Source organism: Labrys sp. HAY1-8F (assembly GCF_056754975.1).
Window position 1 is genome coordinate 363,977 of sequence record NZ_JBPGWZ010000001.1, and the last position, 20,747, is coordinate 384,723.

At 62.9% G+C, this 20,747-nt stretch carries 17 protein-coding genes; 6 read left to right on the plus strand and 11 right to left on the minus strand.

Going from position 1 to position 20,747, the window contains the following annotated elements; genetic code table 11:
• Nucleotides 1-105: 105 nt before the first annotated feature.
• Nucleotides 106-1,110, minus strand: coding sequence for a substrate-binding domain-containing protein (locus ACR9ZN_RS01695; protein ID WP_454818373.1), 1,005 nt, complete (start codon nt 1,108-1,110; stop codon nt 106-108).
• A gap of 197 nt (nt 1,111-1,307) precedes the next feature.
• Between ACR9ZN_RS01695 and ACR9ZN_RS01700 the strand changes: the two genes are divergently transcribed.
• The 3 genes from ACR9ZN_RS01700 (at nt 1,308) to ACR9ZN_RS01710 (ending at nt 5,536) form a co-directional block, all read left to right on the plus strand.
• Nucleotides 1,308-2,201, plus strand: a complete 894-nt coding sequence (locus ACR9ZN_RS01700; RefSeq protein WP_454818371.1) for a MurR/RpiR family transcriptional regulator — start codon at nt 1,308-1,310, stop codon at nt 2,199-2,201.
• Between the two features lie 11 nt (nt 2,202-2,212).
• Entirely contained in the window at nt 2,213-3,889 is a 1,677-nt protein-coding gene (locus ACR9ZN_RS01705; protein WP_481271154.1) for an alcohol dehydrogenase catalytic domain-containing protein, read from the plus strand.
• Nucleotides 3,890-3,979: 90 nt separating this feature from the next.
• Complete coding sequence (locus ACR9ZN_RS01710; RefSeq protein ID WP_481271156.1) at nt 3,980-5,536, plus strand: FGGY-family carbohydrate kinase; 1,557 nt, start codon at nt 3,980-3,982, stop codon at nt 5,534-5,536.
• A gap of 54 nt (nt 5,537-5,590) precedes the next feature.
• On the opposite strand, the gene ACR9ZN_RS01715 is transcribed toward ACR9ZN_RS01710, so the two are convergent.
• Both ACR9ZN_RS01715 and ACR9ZN_RS01720 read right to left on the minus strand, forming a co-directional pair.
• Nucleotides 5,591-7,978, minus strand: a complete 2,388-nt coding sequence (locus tag ACR9ZN_RS01715) for a glucose/quinate/shikimate family membrane-bound PQQ-dependent dehydrogenase (protein WP_481271157.1) — start codon at nt 7,976-7,978, stop codon at nt 5,591-5,593.
• 258 nt (nt 7,979-8,236) lie between these two features.
• Nucleotides 8,237-8,992 (minus strand): FkbM family methyltransferase, encoded by a 756-nt coding sequence (locus ACR9ZN_RS01720; protein WP_481271159.1) that lies wholly within the window; start codon nt 8,990-8,992, stop codon nt 8,237-8,239.
• Between the two features lie 271 nt (nt 8,993-9,263).
• Between ACR9ZN_RS01720 and ACR9ZN_RS01725 the strand changes: the two genes are divergently transcribed.
• The 3 genes from ACR9ZN_RS01725 (at nt 9,264) to ACR9ZN_RS01735 (ending at nt 12,022) form a co-directional block, all read left to right on the plus strand.
• The gene (locus ACR9ZN_RS01725) at nt 9,264-10,241 is read left to right on the plus strand and encodes a UDP-glucuronic acid decarboxylase family protein (protein WP_481271160.1); all 978 of its coding nucleotides are present in this window, start codon (nt 9,264-9,266) and stop codon (nt 10,239-10,241) included.
• A gap of 114 nt (nt 10,242-10,355) precedes the next feature.
• Nucleotides 10,356-11,003, plus strand: a complete 648-nt coding sequence (locus ACR9ZN_RS01730) for a carbohydrate binding domain-containing protein (RefSeq protein WP_481271162.1) — start codon at nt 10,356-10,358, stop codon at nt 11,001-11,003.
• A 173-nt stretch (nt 11,004-11,176) separates the two neighbouring features.
• Nucleotides 11,177-12,022 (plus strand): hypothetical protein, encoded by an 846-nt coding sequence (locus tag ACR9ZN_RS01735; RefSeq protein WP_481271163.1) that lies wholly within the window; start codon nt 11,177-11,179, stop codon nt 12,020-12,022.
• 40 nt (nt 12,023-12,062) lie between these two features.
• On the opposite strand, the gene ACR9ZN_RS01740 is transcribed toward ACR9ZN_RS01735, so the two are convergent.
• Genes ACR9ZN_RS01740 through ACR9ZN_RS01775 form a run of 8 tightly spaced genes read right to left on the minus strand, consistent with a single transcriptional unit; the run spans nt 12,063 to nt 20,745 of the window.
• Nucleotides 12,063-12,548, minus strand: a complete 486-nt coding sequence (locus ACR9ZN_RS01740) for a hypothetical protein (protein WP_481271165.1) — start codon at nt 12,546-12,548, stop codon at nt 12,063-12,065.
• Complete coding sequence (locus tag ACR9ZN_RS01745) at nt 12,545-13,393, minus strand: hypothetical protein (protein ID WP_481271166.1); 849 nt, start codon at nt 13,391-13,393, stop codon at nt 12,545-12,547. The genes ACR9ZN_RS01740 and ACR9ZN_RS01745 overlap by 4 nt, the downstream gene beginning before the upstream one ends.
• A complete protein-coding gene (locus tag ACR9ZN_RS01750) occupies nt 13,377-15,185 on the minus strand; it encodes a carbamoyltransferase family protein (protein WP_481271167.1) in 1,809 nt (602 codons plus the stop codon). The genes ACR9ZN_RS01745 and ACR9ZN_RS01750 overlap by 17 nt, the downstream gene beginning before the upstream one ends.
• Nucleotides 15,186-15,201: 16 nt before the next feature.
• A complete protein-coding gene (locus tag ACR9ZN_RS01755; RefSeq protein WP_454818349.1) occupies nt 15,202-15,975 on the minus strand; it encodes a glycosyltransferase family 2 protein in 774 nt (257 codons plus the stop codon).
• Nucleotides 15,968-17,158, minus strand: a complete 1,191-nt coding sequence (locus ACR9ZN_RS01760) for a glycosyltransferase (RefSeq protein WP_481271168.1) — start codon at nt 17,156-17,158, stop codon at nt 15,968-15,970. Before ACR9ZN_RS01760 ends, ACR9ZN_RS01755 begins: the two co-directional genes overlap by 8 nt.
• Nucleotides 17,155-18,105, minus strand: a complete 951-nt coding sequence (locus ACR9ZN_RS01765; RefSeq protein WP_481271169.1) for an exostosin domain-containing protein — start codon at nt 18,103-18,105, stop codon at nt 17,155-17,157. The genes ACR9ZN_RS01760 and ACR9ZN_RS01765 overlap by 4 nt, the downstream gene beginning before the upstream one ends.
• Nucleotides 18,106-18,118: 13 nt before the next feature.
• A complete protein-coding gene (locus ACR9ZN_RS01770; RefSeq protein ID WP_481271171.1) occupies nt 18,119-19,555 on the minus strand; it encodes a hypothetical protein in 1,437 nt (478 codons plus the stop codon).
• Nucleotides 19,555-20,745 (minus strand): glycosyltransferase family 4 protein, encoded by a 1,191-nt coding sequence (locus ACR9ZN_RS01775; RefSeq protein ID WP_481271172.1) that lies wholly within the window; start codon nt 20,743-20,745, stop codon nt 19,555-19,557. The genes ACR9ZN_RS01770 and ACR9ZN_RS01775 overlap by 1 nt, the downstream gene beginning before the upstream one ends.
• Nucleotides 20,746-20,747: the final 2 nt, after the last annotated feature.

Consider the following 20,747-nt stretch of genomic DNA (forward strand, 5'->3'; position numbering starts at 1 on the left):
TCCGAAGCGGTCTTCGCGAAGAAGCGGGCGGGCGAAGGGCAGGGAGCTTTCGCCTGGTGGAGCGGGTTCCGTGGATGATGGAACGGGAACCCGCCAGACGTTGCCCTATTTGAACTTCGGCATGTTGGCAGCCAGGAAGTATTGGATGTTGTCCTTATCGATCACCTGCGTTCCCATGTAGATATATTGCGGGAAGGGGATGACGCCGGCTGCCTTGTTGTCGCTGGAGATGGGCACGGTGGCGAGGCCGACCTTCTCGTCGTTGTAGGCTTCGAGTAATTGGATCGCCATGTAGGCCTGCAACGCCGTCTTGTTGACGATCGTGGCATCGATGTCGCCGCTCTGAACGCATTCAAGGACGGGCGCCTCGCGGTCATGCACGATGACGGTGAGCGGCTTGATGTCCTTGTCGAGCTCTTCGGCCGCCAGGCAGATGCCGGTTCCGGACGAGGAATCGAGCCCGATGACGGCTGTCATGTCCTTATAGGTGTTGAACATGGTCTTGGCGGCGTCGATCGCCGTCTCGGTGGTCGCCTTGTCGTCGACCCGGCCGAGCAGCTCCCATTGCGAATTGGCCTTGAGGTAGTCCATCAGGCCCTTGAACTTGGCGTCCGTGTTGGAGGCGCCCCAATTGCCGGAGACCACCAGCTTGCCTGTCTTGCCGGCCCGCTTGATCAGCTCCTTGGCGGTGTCGACGCCTGCTTCGTAATTGTCGAGGCCAACGAAGGTCAGCGCGCCGCTGTCGGGCGTTACGGCCTCGATCACCACCACCGGGATGCCCTGGCTCATGGCGCGCTTGATCGCCGGGACGGCGCCGGGCTCCCACAGCGTGGTTACGATGCCGTCCGGTTTCTTGGCGATGGCCTGCTCCACAGCTTCCGCATGGGCCACAGGATCCCAGCTCTGCGGACCGAGCGTGACGATGTTCACGCCGAATTTCTTGGCGGCATAGTCCATGCCAAGTAGAGAATCGAGAAGATAGGGGTGACCCTGCAACTGGGAGGCGTAGTAGTACGTCCTCTTATGCTCCTGAGCCGCGCTCTGGCCACTGAAAGTGGCGGCCGACAAGGCAAAGGCTGCCGCAGCCAGGCAGGAATATAGTCTTTTCACGAGCTTTCTCCCTCATAATTTCTTGCCGCTTCCCACTTTGCGGGGAAGTTCGATGGGCTGAAACGCTAGCATCGGCGGACCTGGGTGTCTAGAAGGAAATTTCCTTGCAAGATACAGAGAAAGAAAGTTACTTTCAGAGGCGAGGGCTCCGAATGATGCTAAGCAGAGCGCCCGACGAACGGTTTTGGGAGTGACCTGTGCAGGGACCGCAAACGGAGATTACGCGACGCATCAACGCTCTGCGTGGCGGGCTCAATCCAACCCTGAGGCGCATCGCTGATTTCGTGCTCGACAGGACGGCCGATGCCAAGGCCATGAGCATCAAGGAGTTGGCTGAAGAAGCCGGCGTCTCCCAGTCCTCCGTCAGCCGTTTCGTGCGCCTGGTCGGCGCCGACTCCTATCAAGAGTTCCGCATCATGCTGGCCGAAGGGCTGACGCGCAAAGCGGCCCGGGGCAGGGCGGCCGAGCACGAGGTTTATGAAGGCATCGCGCCAGGGGACGATGCTGCGGCGATCATCGCCAAGGTGTCCCGTCGCCAGGCCGAGATCATCACCGGCGCCACGATGACGCTGGATCCCACCGAATTGTGGAAGGCGGCGCTCCTGGTTTCAGAGCACCACACCATCGTGTTCTTCGCGGTCGGATCCTCGCTCCTTGCCGCCGAAAATGGCGTCATGCGTTTCCTGCGCATCGGCAAGGCCTGCATCTTCAACCGCGATGCCAATATCCAGATGTTCTCGGTGGCGGGCCTGGCCGGGCGCGCCGTCGCCATCGGCATCAGCGACAGTGGCCGCACCAAAAGTACGGTCGAGGCGCTACGCGAGGCGAAGGCCCTGGGCATGCCTACCATCGCCATCACATCCGCCGGCGGCTCGCCCCTCGCCAAGCATGCGGACGCCGTGCTGACCCTGCCAGGCGCCGCACCCGAACCGACGGGCGGCGAAGGCATGTATGAATCGATGGTCTCCAAGATGGCGCAGCTCACCGCCATGGATGCGCTCTATGCGCTGGTGGCCCTCCAGGATCACGACAAGGCCCTGGAGCGCCTCGATTACACCGATGGCGTCATCGCCAGAAGCCGATTGAAATAAGCGAGTATCCCATGCGCCGTACTGCCCTTTCCCAGAATGCCGTGCTCTCCGGCCTGCCAGCCCTCAACCGGAGCTGGCCCTTTGCCGGTGGCGCCATCCGCGATATCGGCATGGGCGGGCGCTATGTCGATGAACCGCAGGCACCGGCCGGGCCGGACGAGGTGGTCGCCCGCATCGACGCCGTCTGCATCTGCTCTTCGGACATCAAGATCATCCGCATGGGCAAGGCCCATCCCCTGTTTGCCGATCGCGACCTTGCCGACAGCCCTGCCGTGCTCGGGCACGAGATGGCTCTGACGATCGTCGACGCTGGGGCCAATTGGCGCGATCGGTTCCGGCCCGGCGACCGGCTGGGCCTGCAGCCGGCCATCATGGTCGAGGGCAGGCGCCGCACCGTCGGCATGGATCTTCCGGGTGCCTTCGCCGAATTTATCCGCCTCGACGCGCGCGTACTGGCAGGCGAGGGGCCTTATGTCTTTCCGGTGCCCGCCGATATCAGCGCCGCGACCATCGCCATGCTGGAGCCCTATGCCTGTGTGGAAGCTGCCTATCGCCCCAATTGCCGCACAGGCCTGAAACCGGGCGGCCGCCTATTGGTGGTGGAGACCGTGCCGGGGACGCGCTTCGATCTGCCGGCGCCGGATGGCGAGATTGTCCTGGTCGGAGCCGGCGGGGCCGCGCGTGCCTGGGTGGGCGGCGCGGCGACGGTGGTGTGCCATGCCAGCCTGGAGGCCTTCGCGGCCTCGGAGGCCGGGCAGGCGAGCTATGACGATATCATCCTCGCGGGCCCGATCGATGCGGAGGCGACGGCCCGGCTGGCGGGCTGCCTTGCCAAGGGCGGCCTGATGGTCCTGATCGGAGCAGGGTTGGGGCGCGAGAGCGTCATCCTCGATGCCGCACGCATTCATTATCACGAACTCTCCTTTCTCGGCGCGCCCGGCCCCTCGCTATCCGAAGCCTTTGTGCCCGCTCGCACGCGCTTCGAACTGCGCGCAGGCGGTACTGCCCTGGTGCTGGGGGCGGGCGGCGCCATGGGCCGCATCCACACCCATCGTGCCTTGGAGCTGAAGGATGGGCCGGCGACGATCATCGCCACCTCGCGCAAGGGCGCTCGCCTCAAGGCGTTGGAGGATGACTTCGCACCGCTTGCCCGCCAGCATGGCAAGACGCTGGTGGTGATCGAGGACGGCGAGGTCGAGGCCTGCGTCGCCCGGCTGGCGCCTGAAGGCTGTGACGATGTGGTGGTGGTTGCGCCGGAGGTCGCGGTGATCGAGCGGGGCGCAAGGCTGATGCGGCCCGACGGCATGCTCGTGCTGTTCGCCGGCATGCCCTTCGGCCAGCCTTGCGCCTTGCCACTCGGTCTGGCCTCCAGCGTCAATGCGCGCATCACCGGTTCCACCGGGTGCACGGTCGCCGACCAGCTTGCCGTTCTCGATCGCGTGGTCGAAGGCTCGCTCGAACTCTCGGGCAATCTGGAAGCAGTGGCGGGGCTTGGCGCCCTGCCGGATGCACTCGAAGCGGTCAATGCGGGCAAGGTCTCGGGCAAGATCGCCATCTATCCCGCCCTGCTCGACCTGCCGGTGACGCCGGTGGGTGACCTGCGTCAGGAGGGTCAGCCGGTCCGCTGGTCACTGGAAGACGAACGACGCCTTCTCAACGGCGCTGCGGCCCACGCTTTGCGCGGTTGATCGAACGCGACCATACGCCGGCCCGTAACGGGCTAGAGATACGAAACATGGCGGGCCGAACCTGCCGGCGCAAAATCAGGGAGAGACGCCATGGCAAAGGCCGTGATCGGCATCGATATCGGCACGACCGGCACCAAGACCGGCATCTATGACGAAACAGGGAAGCTGTTGGGCTCGGCTTTCGAGGAATCAGTGTTGATCTATCCCAGACCCGGCTGGGTCGAGCAACGCCCCGACGATATCGAAGGCTCGGTCCATCGCACCATTCGCGCGGCGATAGAAACGGGCGGCGTGAACCCTTCGGATGTCGTGGCGATCGCCCTCGACGGCCAGATGGGAGGCGTCTGCACGATCGATGCCGACTGGAATGCCCCCACGCACTACGATTCCTGGCTCGATAATCGCTGTGCCGGCTATCTGCCTCGGTTGAAGGAGCGTGGCATGGAGATCCTGCGGGCCTCCGGCTGCGCGCCATCCTATAATCACGGGCCCAAGATCCTTTACTGGAAACAAGAATTTCCCGAGATCTGGTCGCGCGTCCGCGCCTTCGTCCAGCCGGCAGCCTATGTTGCCGGTCGCCTGGCAGGGCTCAAGGGCGATGACGCCTTCATCGACCGGACCTATCTCAACTTCTCGGCCTTTGCCGATACGGCCAATTGTCGTTGGAACGAAGGGCTGCTTGCGGATTTTGGTCTCGATACCACCAAGCTCCCGCGCATCGTCGAACCCTGGGACGTTGTCGGCAGGCTGACGCACGCGGCCGCAGAGGCGACCGGTCTCCGACAGGGAACGCCAATTGCCGCGGGTTGCGGCGACCAGGCAGCCAATGTCCTGGGAGGCGGTATTGTCGAGCCCGGTATGATCTATGACGCCGCCGGCACGGCTTCGGTCTTCTCGATCGTGCTCGACACCTTCGCCACCGATACCACCTATCAGGCCCTGATGACCTGCCCGCATGTGGTGCCGGGCCTCTACTACGCCATGGCCTATGTCGCCGGCGGCGGTCTCAACCTGCGCTGGTTCCGCGATGCGATCTGTCATGCCGAGAAGGCCGGTTGGGAAAGCGATGGACGCAATCCCTATGACGAGCTTGGGCTCCTCGCCGAAGCCGCACCGCCCGGCGCGGACAAGCTGATCTTCCTGCCGCATCTGGGCGGGCGCAACACGCCCAACAATACCGACATGCGCGGTGCCTTTATCGGCCTGACCTGGCGCCACGAGAAATCCCACATGGTCCGGGCCGTCATGGAGGCCATCGGCTATGAATATCTTCTCTATCTGCGCTCGGTGAAGACGCTCGCGCCCGATCTCGTGCCAACCCAAATCACCGGCATCGGTGGCGGGGCCCGCAGCCAGACCTTCCGCCAGATCAAGGCCGACATATTGGGGCTCAGCTATGGCAGGCTCGACCGTGACGAGTTCGGCACGCTCGGTAGCGCCATCGTTGCCGGCAAGGCGGTGGGCCTGTTCGACGACATCGCGGCGACGGCGCGTGGCTTCGTGAAGACAGTGGGCGAGCCCATCCGCGCCGACGGCGCGAACACGGCCTTCTATCGCGATTATGCCGCCTATTATGCGGACATGCTGGAGGAATCCGCAGGCTTTTTTGCAAAGCTCTCAGCCCTGGGCCAGCCTGCTCCGGCGTGAAACAAAGTCGGGATGTCGGATCGGCTGCTGGGTAATATCAGCCTTCAATCGACATTACGGCAGGCTGTAGGCGATCAGATAATCCCCCATCGTGGTGCCGAACGAACCATGGCCGCCGGCCATGGTGACGACATATTGCTTGCCGCCGATCTCATAGCTCATCGGCGTGGACTGTCCGCCGGCGGGCAAATGATCCTCCCATAGCTGGTTGCCGGTGGTCACGTCATAGGCGCGGATGAAATTGTCCATCGTATAGGTCATGAAGGCCACGCCGCCGGCCGTGACGATGGGACCGCCAAGGCCCGGCATGCCGATCTTCAAGGGCAGGGGGATCGGCGATACGTCCCGAATGGTGCCATTGCGGTGCATCCAGATGATCTTGTTGGTCTTCAGGTCGATACCGGCGATGAAGCCCCAGGAGGGTTGCTTGCAGGGAAAGCCGACCGGTGACAGCAGCGGATTGATGGTCACGCCGAAGGGAACCCCAAACTGGGGCTGCACGCCCTGCTCGGTGCCTGAAGGCAGGCTGGCATCGGGGGTTGCCGGGTTGTTCGGCCCCCGCGGGATCAGCTTGGATACGAAAGGCAGGTAGATCGGGTTGGCGATCGCGACCTGGCGCACCGGATCGACGGCGATGCCGCCCCATTCGAACACACCGAGATTGCCCGGAAAGACCAGCGTTCCCTGCAGCGAAGGCGGCGTGAAGGTTCCTTCATAGCGCAGGCGCTTGAACATGATCCGGCAGGCAAGCTGGTCGAACATGGTAGCACCCCACATATCCGCATCGGTCAGCTTCCGTTCGGGGCGGAAGGTCAGTGCGGAGAAGGGCTGCGTCGGCGATACCCGGTCACCCGGCGCCGCACGCTGCGGTACGGGCCGCTCCTCGACCGGCACGATCGGCTTGCCGTCACGCCTGTCGAGTACGAAGATATTGCCCGTCTTGGTTGGGACATAGAGGGCCGGCACCACGTTGCCATCAGGCCTGGCGAGGTCGACGATGCTCGGCTGGGAGGGGACGTCCATGTCCCACAAATCGTGATGGACGGTCTGGTAGGACCAGGCGAGCTTGCCCGTATCGGCGTTGAGGGCCACGATGGACGAAGCGTAGCGCTCGCTCGCCGGCGTGCGGTTGCCGCCCCAGATATCGGGGGTCTGCACGCCGGTCGGGATATAGACCAGGTTCAGCTTGGGGTCGTAGGACGACACGATCCAGGAATTGGGAGAGGCGTCGATGAATTTATGCGTCGCCGACGGCATCTGGTTGGGATCGTCATTGCCTGCGTCGAAAGCCCAGACCAGCTTGCCGGTATAGACGTCGAAGCCCCGGAACACGCCTGAGGGCACAGTGGCCGAATAATTGTCGATCACCGAACCGGTGACCATCACGATCTTGTCGGTCACCACGGGCGGGGAGGTCACGTAATAGAAGCCGCGCTGGGTGACGCCCATGCCTTCCATCAGGTCGATCGCGCCGTTCTTGCCGAATTGTGCGCAGGGCGCGCCCGTCTGGGCGTCGACCGCGAACAGCCTTCCGTCATTGGTCGGCAGGAAGATGCGTGTCGGACATTCCGCCGGTGGCGGATTGCCGTCGGAAGTGCGGGCGTCGGCCTTGGTCTCGAGATAGGAGACGCCGCGGCAGGTCATGTGCTGATAGGTCTTGTCGTAGGCGATCTTGGGATCGAACTTCCATTTCTGCTTGCCCGTGGTTGCATCGAGCGCAAACAGGATCTGATGGGGCGAACACAGATAGAGCGTGTCCTTGATCTTGATCGGCGTGACCTGGTTGGTCAGTTCGCCTGGATCGTTCGGGCCCTTGAGATCGCCGGTGCGAAAGGTCCACGCGACTTTCAACTGCGAGACGTTCTGCGGCGTGATCTGGGTGAGTGGCGAATAACGGTTGCCGAACTGGGTCCGGCCATAGGCCGGCCAGTCGCCGTCGGGCAGGCTTGCGGCATCGGCGGCGACGGGGGCTGGCGAAGCGGCCGGCGGCAGGTTGCCTGCAAAGCTCTGGGGGTCCTGCGTGAGCGAATAGCCGAGAACGCCGGCACAGGCCAGAAGCGCGACGATGAGGGGCACGCGGGCCGCCAGGCTCACCCTGTCTGTTGCGGGTGAGCGCAAGGGGCGCGAGACGAAGGGCAGGAGCAGCCACAGGCCAAGCGGCGCGAAAATATCGCCCCTTGGCGCCAGCAGCCAGAAATCGAAGCCGGATTCCCACACCGCCCAGATGAGCGTGCCCAGCAAGAGAAGGGCATAGACGACGAGGGCCGAAGAGTGCCGCCTGGCGAGCAGGAAGGCTGTCACCAGCATCAACAGCCCGGCGACGACATAATAAGGGGACCCACCCAGGATCAGCAGCCAGATCCCTCCGCCGCCGAGAGCCAGGCCGATTATCGCAAAAACAATCCAAGTAATTGTAAGCAGAAGGCCACGACTCTGGTGCATTGCGCTATCCAGTACGGTGAAAGATGCCGTATCCCCTCAGGGCAGGACTAGCATGGCCCGAGCGGAAGTGGCAACTGCCCGCGGCGGGATCGGTTGCCTCAGAGCCGCTCGCTTGTGTGGCGTAGCGCGACCGCCTCGCATATTTGGTTCTGGCGTAGTGGCTGCCTTCGAAGCTCGAAAATACGTCGGAGACCGGACGAGCCGCTATCGACAGTCATCCGGTTCTGATGACGGTCACGCGCCGATTTTCGGCGAAAGTCACGCGACCGGAGGAAGAGCGAAAAGCGCGTTGGAGACGCAGAACATCTCGCCTTCGGTGACGATATAGTCGTTGTAGGACGCAATGAAGCGGTAGCCATGCGGCCGCAGAAGCGAATCGATGGAGATCAGATCGCCCCCCACCGCATTCTCCTTGGGCTGCAGGTCGTTGAACTCCACATAGATGAATTTGATGGCCTGCCGTTCCAGCATGGCTCCGCCGCCCTCGAGAACCGTGTGGTCGAAACCTTCGGTGTCGAGCTTGAGGATATCGACCGTCCCAAAGCCATTGTGCTCGCAGTAGGTGTCGAGAGTCGTCGATCGCACGCTGATCCGCTTGGCGTCTTGCGGATAGCGCAGCGCATATTGCGCGCGGTCGCTGAGACTGTTGATCTTCGAAGAGGGGTATTCGAACATGTCGACGGTGCCGGTCTGCACTCCCAGCGCGGTATTGACGCCGGTAAACCGGTCCTGCCTGCCGAGCCGCTGCATCAGGATGCCGAACGTGTCCGGATGCGGTTCGAAGCTGACGATTTTCGCGTCGGGGAATTTGTGGAGGGCGAGGACCGCCGTCTCGCCATCATTGGCCCCGACATCGAAGACGGTGGCAATGGGATAGCGCCAAGCCTCGGCAAGATGCTGGATGTCGGCCCAGGGGTCGTGACCGAATTTGGCTCCGGCCCTGATCAGGAGCAGCCCGTGCCGGGCCAGCACCCGCTTCACCAGCCTGGAGATCTGTGCGCGAAGAACGCCCATCGCCGTATTGTACTCCAGGCTCGTCTGTTTTGGCCGTTGTTGAACGAGGATGATCGACGAGGGGCTTATTAAGTCATTTGGCCCGGCATGACAGCCCCGTTTGAGCCATTGCAAGAGGTGTTCAGGCGAGCAAAAGGGGAGGGCGGCGCCGACAAGCGACCAGGCAAGGTTTGCCACGGGATTTGACGACTCCGCAAAAATCGATAGTTTTCTTGGTCATGAAGGTCTTGAATCACGGCTTCACGCTCACAAGACGGACAGGAATGCGCCTGTGAAGAGCGTCTTGGTGACAGGCGGTGCCGGCTTTCTCGGCTCGCATCTATGCGAGCGCCTGTTGAAGGAAAACAAAGAAGTTATTTGTGTCGATAATTTCTTCACCGGCTCACGCCGCAACGTGGATCAACTTCTCGGCAAGGCTTCTTTCAAGCTGTTGCAACACGACATTACGACACCCCTCCATGTCGAAACCGACGAGATCTACAATCTGGCCTGCCCGGCTTCGCCGAAGCATTATCAGTTCGATCCGGTCCAGACGACCAAGACGAATGTGCTGGGCGCCATCAATGTGCTGGACTTGGCGCGGCGCCTGAAGATCAAGGTCCTGCAGGCCTCCACCTCCGAAGTCTATGGCGATCCGCACATCCATCCCCAAGCGGAAGATTATTGGGGGAACGTCAATCCGATCGGGGCGCGTTCCTGCTATGACGAGGGCAAGCGCTGCGCCGAGACCTTGTTCTTCGATTATATTCGACAATACGACGTCCCGGCCAAGGTCGTAAGGATCTTCAACACCTATGGTCCGCGTATGCAGCCCGATGACGGGCGGGTGGTGTCGAACTTCATCGTCCAGGCCCTGTGCAACCAGGATATTACCATCTATGGCGATGGCGGGCAGACGCGATCGTTCTGCTATGTCGACGACCTGATCGAAGCGCTCATTCGCATGATGGCGACGCCGGCTGATATTCACGGACCGGTCAATATCGGCAATCCCGTGGAGATGACCGTCCGGGAACTCGCCGAACTCATCATCGAGCTGACGGGTTCGGCGTCCCGGCTCAACTTTCGGCCTTTGCCGGCGGACGATCCGCGCCAGCGCCAGCCCGATATTGCCAAGGCGCGCGCGCTTCTGGACTGGGCTCCTTCTGTCGGCCTTCGCGAGGGCCTGGCCAGGACGATCGCCTATTTCGAGGATCTGCTGAGATCGGACGAACACAGGGTGCTACGTAGCCTCAGCCCCGCCCAATGAGGTCTTGAGATCGTCTCCTGGGATGGGCCGCGATTTCAATGCGATTGTTGATTGGTCGGGCTTGGTTTAACCTACCATCTGGCCTGACGTGGGGACTGGCGCCGGGAGAGTGGCATGAAATTTCTGCTCAAGGCATGGGGGCCGTTGCTTCTGGCGTTCGCCCTGATTGTTTCGCCAATCCTGCTTGCACAGGCCCGCGCCCAGCTCATTACGAATGGCGGCTTCGAGACGACGACGGGGTGGACATACGCTGGAGGGTCTACCCGTACGCAGGAAGGCACAATATTTCTCAACCCACCCGCGCATAGCGGGAGTTTCTATGGCACGATTGCCACCGGCGGCGGAACGATTTCGCAATCCATCAATATTCCTACCGCCGGTACTTATCAATTGAGCTTCTATCTGGCGCCGCAATTGTCTCTTTCTCTTGGGACTTTGAATTTCAGTGTCCAGATAGGGGGAACGACTTACAATTTAACCTATGGCATTACGGTCATTGGTTTGGGCGGCTATAATCTTTATACACTTACCGTCAGTTTGCCGGCTGGTGTAACAAATCTGATCTTCACGAACTTGCCGGGCTTGTTGACATCGCCTTTGCGTCTGGACGACGTATCCCTGGTGCAGATCCCTGGTCCCGTACCGGGTACGAGCACGATTTCCTATTTGGTGGTAGCCCTCCTGGCCCTGATGCTGGGACGCAGGCAAATGAGAGACGGGGTGAGGTGGCTCAAGGGCCTGTTATCGACGCGCAGCTCGTAATCCTCGTCACGACTGCGTCGAGAGGTTAGCCGTAAGAAGGTTCAATTGACCTTCAATACGCGTCGCGGTTCCCGTTCAACCAACAAGAGTCGGGTTGTGGATTGTCATTCCGATGCGTAATCTCATTCCGATAGCCGCGCTCCATTTCGGCGCCTTGCGTTAGGGCAACCCATATGCCTCCTCTGCCCATCGAGGTTTCACTGGTCATTTTCGTGATCCTGGTGGGTATCGGCATCGCCGGCTTCTTTGCCTCCTCGCGGCCCTACAATATCTTTGCCGAAAGCTGGCGACAGGCATTCGTGACTATTATACGCCAGCCGGGGCTGTTCTTTGCCGCCTGGTTGATTTTCGCCATTCAGGAGTTGGTGCCACCGGTATCTTTCCTGGTGGCATGGCCTTCGGGGCTGGTTCAGATCGGGCTGCTCGTCGCTTTTCATGCCATGACGACCTATCTGCTCGCCCGCATCGCGTTACGCCTGCATCGGGGCCTCATCCACGAAGAATGGCGCCCCGTAATACCCACCGGCTCTCGGGCGCGGCGGATGGGTTTTTACGTGCTGCTGTGCTGGGCCATCATCGGCCTGCTCAAGCATCCGCCCTTGCCGACTTCGCCTGTTCCGCATGAGCAGCTCCTGCGCGGGGCCATCCTGCTGTCCTATGCCCTCGGCTTCATGGCGACGGCTGGCCTGGCATTGGTGGGACCAGCGGCATCCCTCGACGAGCGTCGGCCGATCCGGACCTCGTTGAGGACGGTATGGCGCGAACCGGTCTCCCTATTGGTCATCATCATCGGCATCAGCCTGCAGATCGGCTTCGTGATGGAGGGGGCAAATCTGGCTCTCAGCCACTACCCGCAGATCGGCGAGCTGCGTCTGTTCGCGGCACCAATCGTCTGGGCCTTCATGGCGCTCGTTCTGTTCATGTCGGAATTCTCGCTGGTGATATTCCTCACGCGCGTCTGGGAGGACCGCTACGAAGAGGACACGCGCAACGCGGCTCACAATTTCAACTGGACCTGAAGCCCGCTTCGCGAAAACGCGCTTTAGGCCAGGGTCGAACTTAGGGTCCGGTGAGCAGAGCTGACCAGTCGAAGCTGTTGCGCTGACACTGGCGGGGCGAAAAGATGGCAAGACCGATGGAATCCCAGGCGCTCGATCGGGAAAGGCCCAGCATGACGCCGAGCTTACGCCGCAGCCATGGCCAGGCGAGGTCCCGAAGATGCAGGCTGGGCACTGCCGCGCCGCCATAGACGGTGATCAGCTCTTCATTGGCGCCTGACATGTCGGTGAGGATTTGGGTAGCATCGCGGTGGATGGTCTCCGTCAGCACGGCTCGTGTCGGCGTGGTGCAACCAGGCCGCATGAAGGAGAATTCGGGGCCGAGCAGGGTCTTGCGTTGGGCTGAGAGCGAAAAGCCGGCTTTTGCGAAAGCCGATGCGATCTGGGCTTCGGGGGCGGGCTGGGGGGTAACACGGGCCTGACGGATTGCCAGGGTCAGCGAACAGACCACCAGCGCAGCAGCCAGAAGATGGAACAGGCGAGTCATGCGGAGGGCTGCATTTGCCCGGGCCGGGTCCGGCAATAAGCGAGTACAAGGATCAGGACAGCGTAGAATGCCGCCAGGAAACTCGCGCCCGTGCCTTCGTGCCAGACCAGATAGCCTTCCTTCGACGCGCAGATCAGGATCAGGCGCAGCCAGTTCAAGGCGAAGGTCGCGCCAATGACGATGAGGAACGCTGCGCGGTCGGAACGACGGAGTGGCCCCCCGAAGCCGACGGCAATGATGGCGTAGGCCATAAGGTTCTGGACGAGTGTGGTCGAGGTGGCGCAGCCCCACATGACGTCGAAGCCGATATTGTCGGCGGGCCGAAGGATATAGGTGCCGTAGCCCGATACATCCTGCCCCGCCATCTGGAGCACTGTTCGCACGATGGTGGCATCGAGCAGCCCAACAACATTGTGAAGGGCGAGGAAGGGCCAGCCGAGGAGCACGAATTGGGCGATGAACGCCAGCAGCGCAAAGGCCGAGGCCCGGCAGCACGGGCGCTTGCGCAAGCGCCACGCCGCAAGAATGGCGAGCGCCAGCGCGGCCGCGAGAGGTATCTGGCGCAGCACGAGCACGCAGACGGCCATCGCCGCGAGGATGAAGGCAGTCTCACCGGCCTGGAAGGGAGCATCGCGCCGCCCGTGCCCGATCAGGCGCACAATCACCGCGATCTCGATCAATTCCAGGACGGAGATCACATTGGGCAGGTCGCCGATCTGGCGCAAGGGCTGCTGGCCCAGCCGATAATAAAACCATTCGAGGCAGACGAGGACAAGGCACCAGCCATAGACGGCCCGACAGGAGACGGTGCGCGAGGGCGCGATTGTTTCAGGAACCGGCGACATGGCCATCGGCGACGGGCTGGCTATCTGGCAGGGCGGCAGGCGCCGTGCCCTCCCGGCGCCGGATCATCACACGCCCGAGCACGAGAATGTCCATGCGTGTCCGCAGGAAGCAGTCGAGCGCCTCGCCGGGCGTGCAGACGATGGGTTCATTCTCGTTGAAGGAGGTATTGAGCACCATCGGAATGCCGGTCTGCTCGAAGAAGGCGGAAATCAGGGCGTGATAGGCCGGGTTGGCCTGTTGCCGTACCGTCTGAGGGCGCCCGGAGCCATCCACATGGGTGATCGCAGGCACAAGGGCGTACTTGTTGGGCCTGACCGGAAGAACCTCGGTCATGAACGGCACCTCGTCGATACCTTCGAACCAATCGGCGGCGTGTTCGGCGAGGATGGAAGGCGCGAAGGGGCGGAACGACTCGCGCCGTTTGATCTTGTGGTTGAGAAGCTGCTTGATATCCGCCCGCCGAGGATCGCACAGGATGGAGCGGCTGCCGAGCGCGCGCGGTCCCCATTCCATACGCCCATCGAACCAGCCGATCACATTGCCGGCAGCGATGGCGGCTGCCGTTACCCGGTTAAGCTCGGCATCATCGCCAAAATGCCGGATCTCGCAGCCCAGGGCGGCAAGATTGGCCGTCTCGGCCATCACAAGCCGATCGATGTCGCCGGAGGCAAAGCCAGGTCCCCAATAGGCATGGTCCATCGCGGCTATGCGCCGGCCGCCGAGCTTGTGCCAGAGGGCGAGGGCGGAACCCAGGGCCCCACCGGCATCACCGGCCGAAGGCTGCACATAGAGGTGACGGAAGGCGGTGGTGCGCCTTATCTTGCCATTGGCCACCGAATTGAGGGCGCAGCCACCGGCCATGGCGAGGTTCGGCAGGCGATATTTGTCCCAGACGGCTTGCAGGATGTGATCGAGGACTTCCTCATAGAAAGCCTGGACCGAAGACGCGATGTCGTGATGGCGTTCGGTCAATGCCTCGCTCGGCGCTCTCGCCGGGCCGAGCAGGTCCTCCAGCGCATCCGAATAGAGCGGGGCGAAGACCGGGGCTCCGTCCTGCCAGTCGAAAGCTATCCTCTCGCGGTGATGCCGGAAATAGCCGAGGTCGAGAGCGAAGGTTCCTGCCGCTTGGAGCCTGATAACGCGGCGCAGCCTTGCGAGGAAGGCCGGCTTGCCATAGGACGCCAGGCCCATGACCTTGTACTCATCGCCATAATGCGGAAAGCCGAGATATTGGGTGAGCGTCTGATAGAACAGGCCGATGGAATGGGGAAACAGGACCCGTTTTTCGATAGCGATCTCGCTGCCACGCCCGCTTCCCCAGGCGGCAGAGGAGAAATCGCCGAAGCCATCGAGGGAGAGGACGGCTGCTTCCTCGAAGGGGGAGGCGAAGAAAGCCGATGCCAGATGGGCCAGATGGTGCTCGATCCGATGCACAACGCCCTTGAAGCGCCGCCCCGGAAAGGCGGCGGCCAGTTCATCGACGATGGAGAGGCGCTTGCGCCTGTTGCGGAACCGGTCGACGACAAGGGCAAGATCAGGCCTGTGGCGTGCCAGATGGGCCAGGCGCTCCAGGCGATGCACCGTCGGGTCGCTGTTGACGGCGACATGGTCGACGTCTCCAAGCCCGATGCCTGCTTCCTGAAGGCAATAGGCGACGGCCTGGCTGGGAAACCCCGCCCAGTGTTTGATGCGGCGAAAGCGCTCTTCCTCGGCGGCCGCGATGATCTGCCCGTCCTTGAGAAGGCAGGCGGCTGCATCGGCGTGGTAGGCGTTGAGGCCGAGGATGATCAAACCAGGACCCTTCCTGTCATTTTGCCAGGCGCCGATCGATCAGGGTCAAGGCGATCAGGCATTCGGCGATCGTACGCTGCAGGGTATAGTACCAACCCGCCCAGCCATCGAGGAAGGCACCTTTCCAGAACAAGGTGTAGACGAACACCAGAAGCGGCGCCGGCCATGCCCTCAGCCGGAGGCGGTCGACCCGGTTCAGTGTGTCCCTGGGGGCCGCCAGCAGATGGTCGGCCTCGATATGCGCATAGCGCTTTTGCGAATCGACCCATCTGAGAAGGGGTTTGCGGTCGTCGTGATAGATGGGCGCCGCCAGGGTGCCGACTTCGCCCGCCACGGTCACGCGATGGCCATGGCCCTCGTCGCGATAGCGCGCCGCCTGCCGGCGGTAGAGCACGGTGCGAGCGGGATAGAGGGTCCCACGCAGGGCCCTGCCATGGATGCGATAGATGAACGTCGTCGAATAGCCCTGCGCGGTTTCTTCGCGGAGGGACTGAATTTCGCGAACGAGATCCTCGCTCAATTCATAATCGGCATCCAGCGAGAGCACCCACGGCGTGTCGACGAGGCCAAGGCCGAAATTGCACTGGCCGGCAAAACTGTCGAAGGGGCGATGCACGACCTCGACATTGGCGTATCGGCTGGCGATCTCGAGGGTCTCGTCCGTACTGCCGCTGTCCACCAACAGAATACGGGGCGCCCAGTCGAGCCGCTCGAGGCAGCGTGCCAGATTCGGGGCTTCGTTGAAGCTCAGGATCAGGACCGTCGTCCGCGGTGCGATCAAGTCAGACATGAACGGCTCTTCCGGCGAGGGCGACTTCCCTCGCCTGAGCGAGGACTGCCTCCTGGTAGACATCGACCATGGCCGATGCAATGCCCGGCCAGGAGAACTGTTCGCGTGCCGTCTTCTCGCCGGCCTGTCCCAGCCTGGTGGCAAGATCCGGGTCTGCCAGAAGGGAGGAAAGCGCTGCGCCCAGCGCCTTGGGGGAGGCGTCGACGACCATGCCGCAGCCGGCGCTGGCGACCACGTCGGCCAGGCCGACTTCAGGGCTGACGACCACGGGACGGGCGCAGGCCATTGCCTCCAGGACGGCATTGCCGAAATTCTCCGAATGGGAAGCCAGCGCGAAGGCGGCGCAGTTGCGCAGCAAGGACCATTTCTCCTCGCCATGCACGGGGCCCACGAAGCGGATGCGGGCATCGAGCCCCAACGCAGCCACGCGTGCCCTCAGCCGGGCGGTTTCGCCCTCGTCATCGTTGCCGGCGATGACGAGATCGGCATCGGCGACGAGCTGCATGGCATCGATCAGACGCGCGATGCCCTTCTTCCAGCTGATCCGGCCCAAAAAGAGGACATAGGGCCGGGAGCGGTCCGGCGGAAAGAGGCTGGCACCGGCAGGCGGCATCTCGATGCCATTGGGCACCAGGGCGAAAGCCCGAGCCGGCAATCCCAGTTTCTCGATGTCGAGGCGTTCGGATCGACTGGTCACATGAATGGCCGCCGCCCCGGCAAGGTTGGCCCGGTCGAAAGCCCGGATCCAGGCCGATTTCAACATCCGGCTCTTGCGCTGGATCAGGCCCTCGACGAGCATCCCACGTGGCGCCAGCAGATAGGGAACGGCGTTTCGCTGTGCCAGCCTCGCGGCAACGGTAGTGGGCCACAGGAATACGGAATGAAGATGCACGATATCGAAGGAAGCGATGTGCCGTGCCAATGCGCGGCCCATGGCGGGAGAGCGGTAGAGACGTCGTCCGAGGCCGGTGGGGAAATAATGGACGTCCACCCCATCGAGCCGCACGGGCCTGTCGGTCGGGACCGGCAGGATGCCGGCGCCGTCGACATTGGTGGTGTAGACATGCACATCGCAGCCCTGGCCCGCCAATGCACGGCACAATCCGTGCACGGCATGAATTGGTCCCCCATAGCGTAAGGCTGGCAGATAGGTCGGCACCACATGGAGGCAGCGCAGGGTCAAGATATCGGCCCCGGCGCGGCGCGGAACCGGGTCTTGACCCGATGCGCCAATGAATAACCTTCGCGCCAGCCCAGTGCCTTCCAGGCGCGCCCAACCATTGCGGCGGTCCCTGTTTCGTAGGGAAGCGTGAGCAGCATGACGAGCAGGCGGTCGAAGAAGACCTCGGGTGCGAAATGCGTCGTAAATACCTGACGCGCGCGCTGGCCCATGACCGCGGCCTGTCCGCGGACCTCCTTCAGGATATGCGGTATATGCATGATGTCCTTTTCGGCCACGAACAGGCTGAAATCCCGCCAGGGAATATCGGGTGGCGCCTGCCAGGCATCGGCGATGATCACTGGTGCACGGCCAAGGGCCATCGCTTCGAAAAGACGGATGCTGGCGGTGCCGAAGCCGCGGGGGCAAAGGGCGAATTGCGATTGGAGCAGCAGTTCGCGATAGGTCGCATGATAGTCGAAATCGGCGAAGCGGGCCGGCGCCGCTGCAAGTTCGAGGCACGGCGTATCCGGAGTGTCGAGCGCCAGGAGGCGTTCGCGTATCGGATGGGTGCTGGTTCGGCCCAGAAAGGAAAACAGATAGGCAGGTTCCTTCTGCGGCGGGGAGGCCGCCGGGGTGGGGGCATCGGGGTCTGGGAGATAGCTCCAGCTCCGCGCCCAGGGCAGGGTCCTGGTGAGGGATGGATAGGCCCCGGGCAGCACGGCGTAGGGCCAGTCCGATTCCGAGAACAGGAAATGCCTGGCCGTGGGGCGGGTCCTGACCCGGCGCCGCAATAGCGGCAGGTCCGCAAGGCCGACATAGCCACTGTCGAGATGCAATACGATATCGGGGACGTCATCGGCAGCGGCGATCCGGAGGGCCGAGGGCGGATGCAGCGCCGCCAGCCGGCGGGCTTTCGAGAGAGCTGGGTTTTCCCGCAAGGCGGTCAAGAGGAGACAAGGGCCTGCCATCAAATCCGTCTTGTCAGCGCGTTGCCAGCCTGGTTTCCAGCCAGGAGCGCATGCGTGGCGCCACCAGCCGGATGAACAGGGCAGTGAGAAGAACCGAAACCACCACGCCGCCGACCAATTTCGCCAGGCTGACTTCCAGCAGGGCGGCCTGGACCAGGATGGCACATGCCGAGGTAAAGCCCAGCAGCGGCCCGGCGCGCGGGGCATGCACGAGCCATCGGTAGATGCGACCATAGAGATAGCCGAAGACGAAGATGACGGCCATCATCAGCAAGGGGCCGAAATCGATGTAAAGCTCGGCCATGTAGCCCAGGCTGATCGAGGTGCCGCGATAAGTTCCGGAAAGGCCACCCGTATAGTAATTGGTGCGGCGGGTGTCATCGACCTGGCTCTTGTCGGCAAACACGATGCGCGGCATGAAGGGGCGGCTTGCTGCATCCAACAGGAGCGCGCCCTTCTCGTGGGGAATGGTCTGCGGCACGCGGGCGAGAACGACGGCGAACAATTCGACATAGGAGATGCGGTGGAGCATCTTTCCGGTTGCATCCGACATCGATGCACCGTCGAGCCGACCGAGCAGCTGGGCAATGGTGGCCAGCCGGTCGCCGAGGTCGAGCGTGACGGCCTGCGAGGCCGAACCGCCGGATGCGGCGTTGCGATAGTCTTCCTTGATGGCGGTCCATAGGATCCCGCTGACGACGATCAGGCAAACCAGGATCGCTCCACCCAGCAGGTGGAGACCGCGCAGGCGGGTTCCGGCCATGGCTGTGGCAAAGAGGGTGAAGAACATCACCGTCTTGAAATCGGAGAAATACCCACCCGTGCTCATGGCAAGTTCGGCTAGAAAAGCACAGACGAACAAGGGGTTGCCCAACTGGTTTCGCACGAAGGATGCATAGGCGAACATCATGAAGAACGCCCATTTCAATCCGGCCAGCGCCAGGAGTGGCTGCGCAAGGCCGGGGATGAGGGCGGCAGCCTGGAGCGCGCCGACCGCGACGATCGAGGCCGCGAGATAGAGTGAGAACCAGGTGGCGAGGGGCTGAGCCAGCACCAGTTCCCTCGCCTGCCGGCTTACAGCCCTGTCGGGGGGCCCGCTGCCGAGCCGTATGCCCACTGCCAGGAACAGCAGGCCGAACAGGGTCAGGATGATCGCCGACTTGTTGTCCCCGCCATAGATCGTATAGGCGCTGACATCGATACCGAGCCAGTTGGCATGGAAGGCCGATATCGATGCCTGCAGCCATTGATAGGCGAAGATGAACAGCCCGATCGGCGGCTCGCCGGGCCGCCACAGCAGGGCAATGCCCGCAACGAGCACGACCAGACTGAAGGTGGTGAGCAGGGCGTTCTCGCCCGGCAGGTTCAGGATGGCGAGCAGCACTGCGCCGACGATCACGGCCCCAGGCAGAGGGGCTGCCGAGCGCGGGGAGGTGGCCGACATCGGCATCAGGTCAAGGCTCCTGATATCCTGCGCGGGAAGGCAGCCTTCTCGAGGCAGGACGACAGGGCAGCCTCGATGCCATCGACCGCCGCGCCTACGCTATAGCGCTGAACCAGCGACGCCAGGGCTGCCTTCATGCCAGCACCCCCGGGCAGATCGATGAGGGCTGCAGCAAGAGCCTTGACGTTACCGGTTTCGACGGTCCGCCCGCTGTCGGAATCGACAGCCAGGTCGGGCGCGCAGCCGCATTGGTCGGATACGATGACGGGCCGCCCGCAGGCCTGCGCCTCGTTGGCCACGAGGCCCCAGGTTTCCTGGCCGGAAGAGGTCAGCGCCAAGCCGTCGCAGGCCGCATAGAAGGCCGGCATTTCGCTCTGGTTGCGAAAGCCGAGGAAATGCAGCCGCACCTGGGCCTGCGCGGCGCGTGCCAGCACCGCCTCGCGCATCGGACCGTCGCCCGCGATCATCACTTCGATTGCGTGTCCTCCGCTGCGGCATAGCGCAGCCGCCTCGATCAGATCGAGCGGACGCTTGCGTTCGATCAGCTTGCCCGCAAACGCTATGACGCGACTGCCCTCGGCAATGGACAGTCCGGCGCGCAGGGCTTCGCGGGCCTGCGGCGTGGCCCGCGTGGCAAACCAGTCCGTATCGATGCAATGGGGTGAAAAGTGCAGCCGCGTAGGCGGATAGCCATAATGGCGATAATAGGCCAGGGAGTTCTGCCCGACATAGAGCGCCGCATCGAAGAAGCGCAGCAAACGGGGATAGGCGGCCTGCTTCGCCCAGGCCTTCAGGCGCCGGCGCGGTGTCAGCAGATGGCTGTCTCCTCTTACCAGGACGGGTATGTTGAGGCGCCGGGCAGCGACAATACCCTGCAGATAGGATTTGAGCGCCCAGCCGCAAACGAGCAGGGCATCGAAGCCACCCTCCCGCAAGGCCTGCGCGATGGCAGGCGTATCGCAGCCGAAGAAATGGTCCACGCCCGGTTTCCTGGCCTTGTTGGCGAGGAATTGATGGGGATAGCCGGCGGCGAGGTCGATATCCCAGTCGAACGCAACCCCGAAGCCGGCATCGGCCTGCTGCCGGGGCGTGGGATGGTGCGCGAAGAAGACCTCCAGGTCCATGCGCCTGGCGAGCTCCCGGAAGATAGGTGCCTGGTATTGGATCGGATGGGAGGTGAGAACAGCCAGGCGCATGA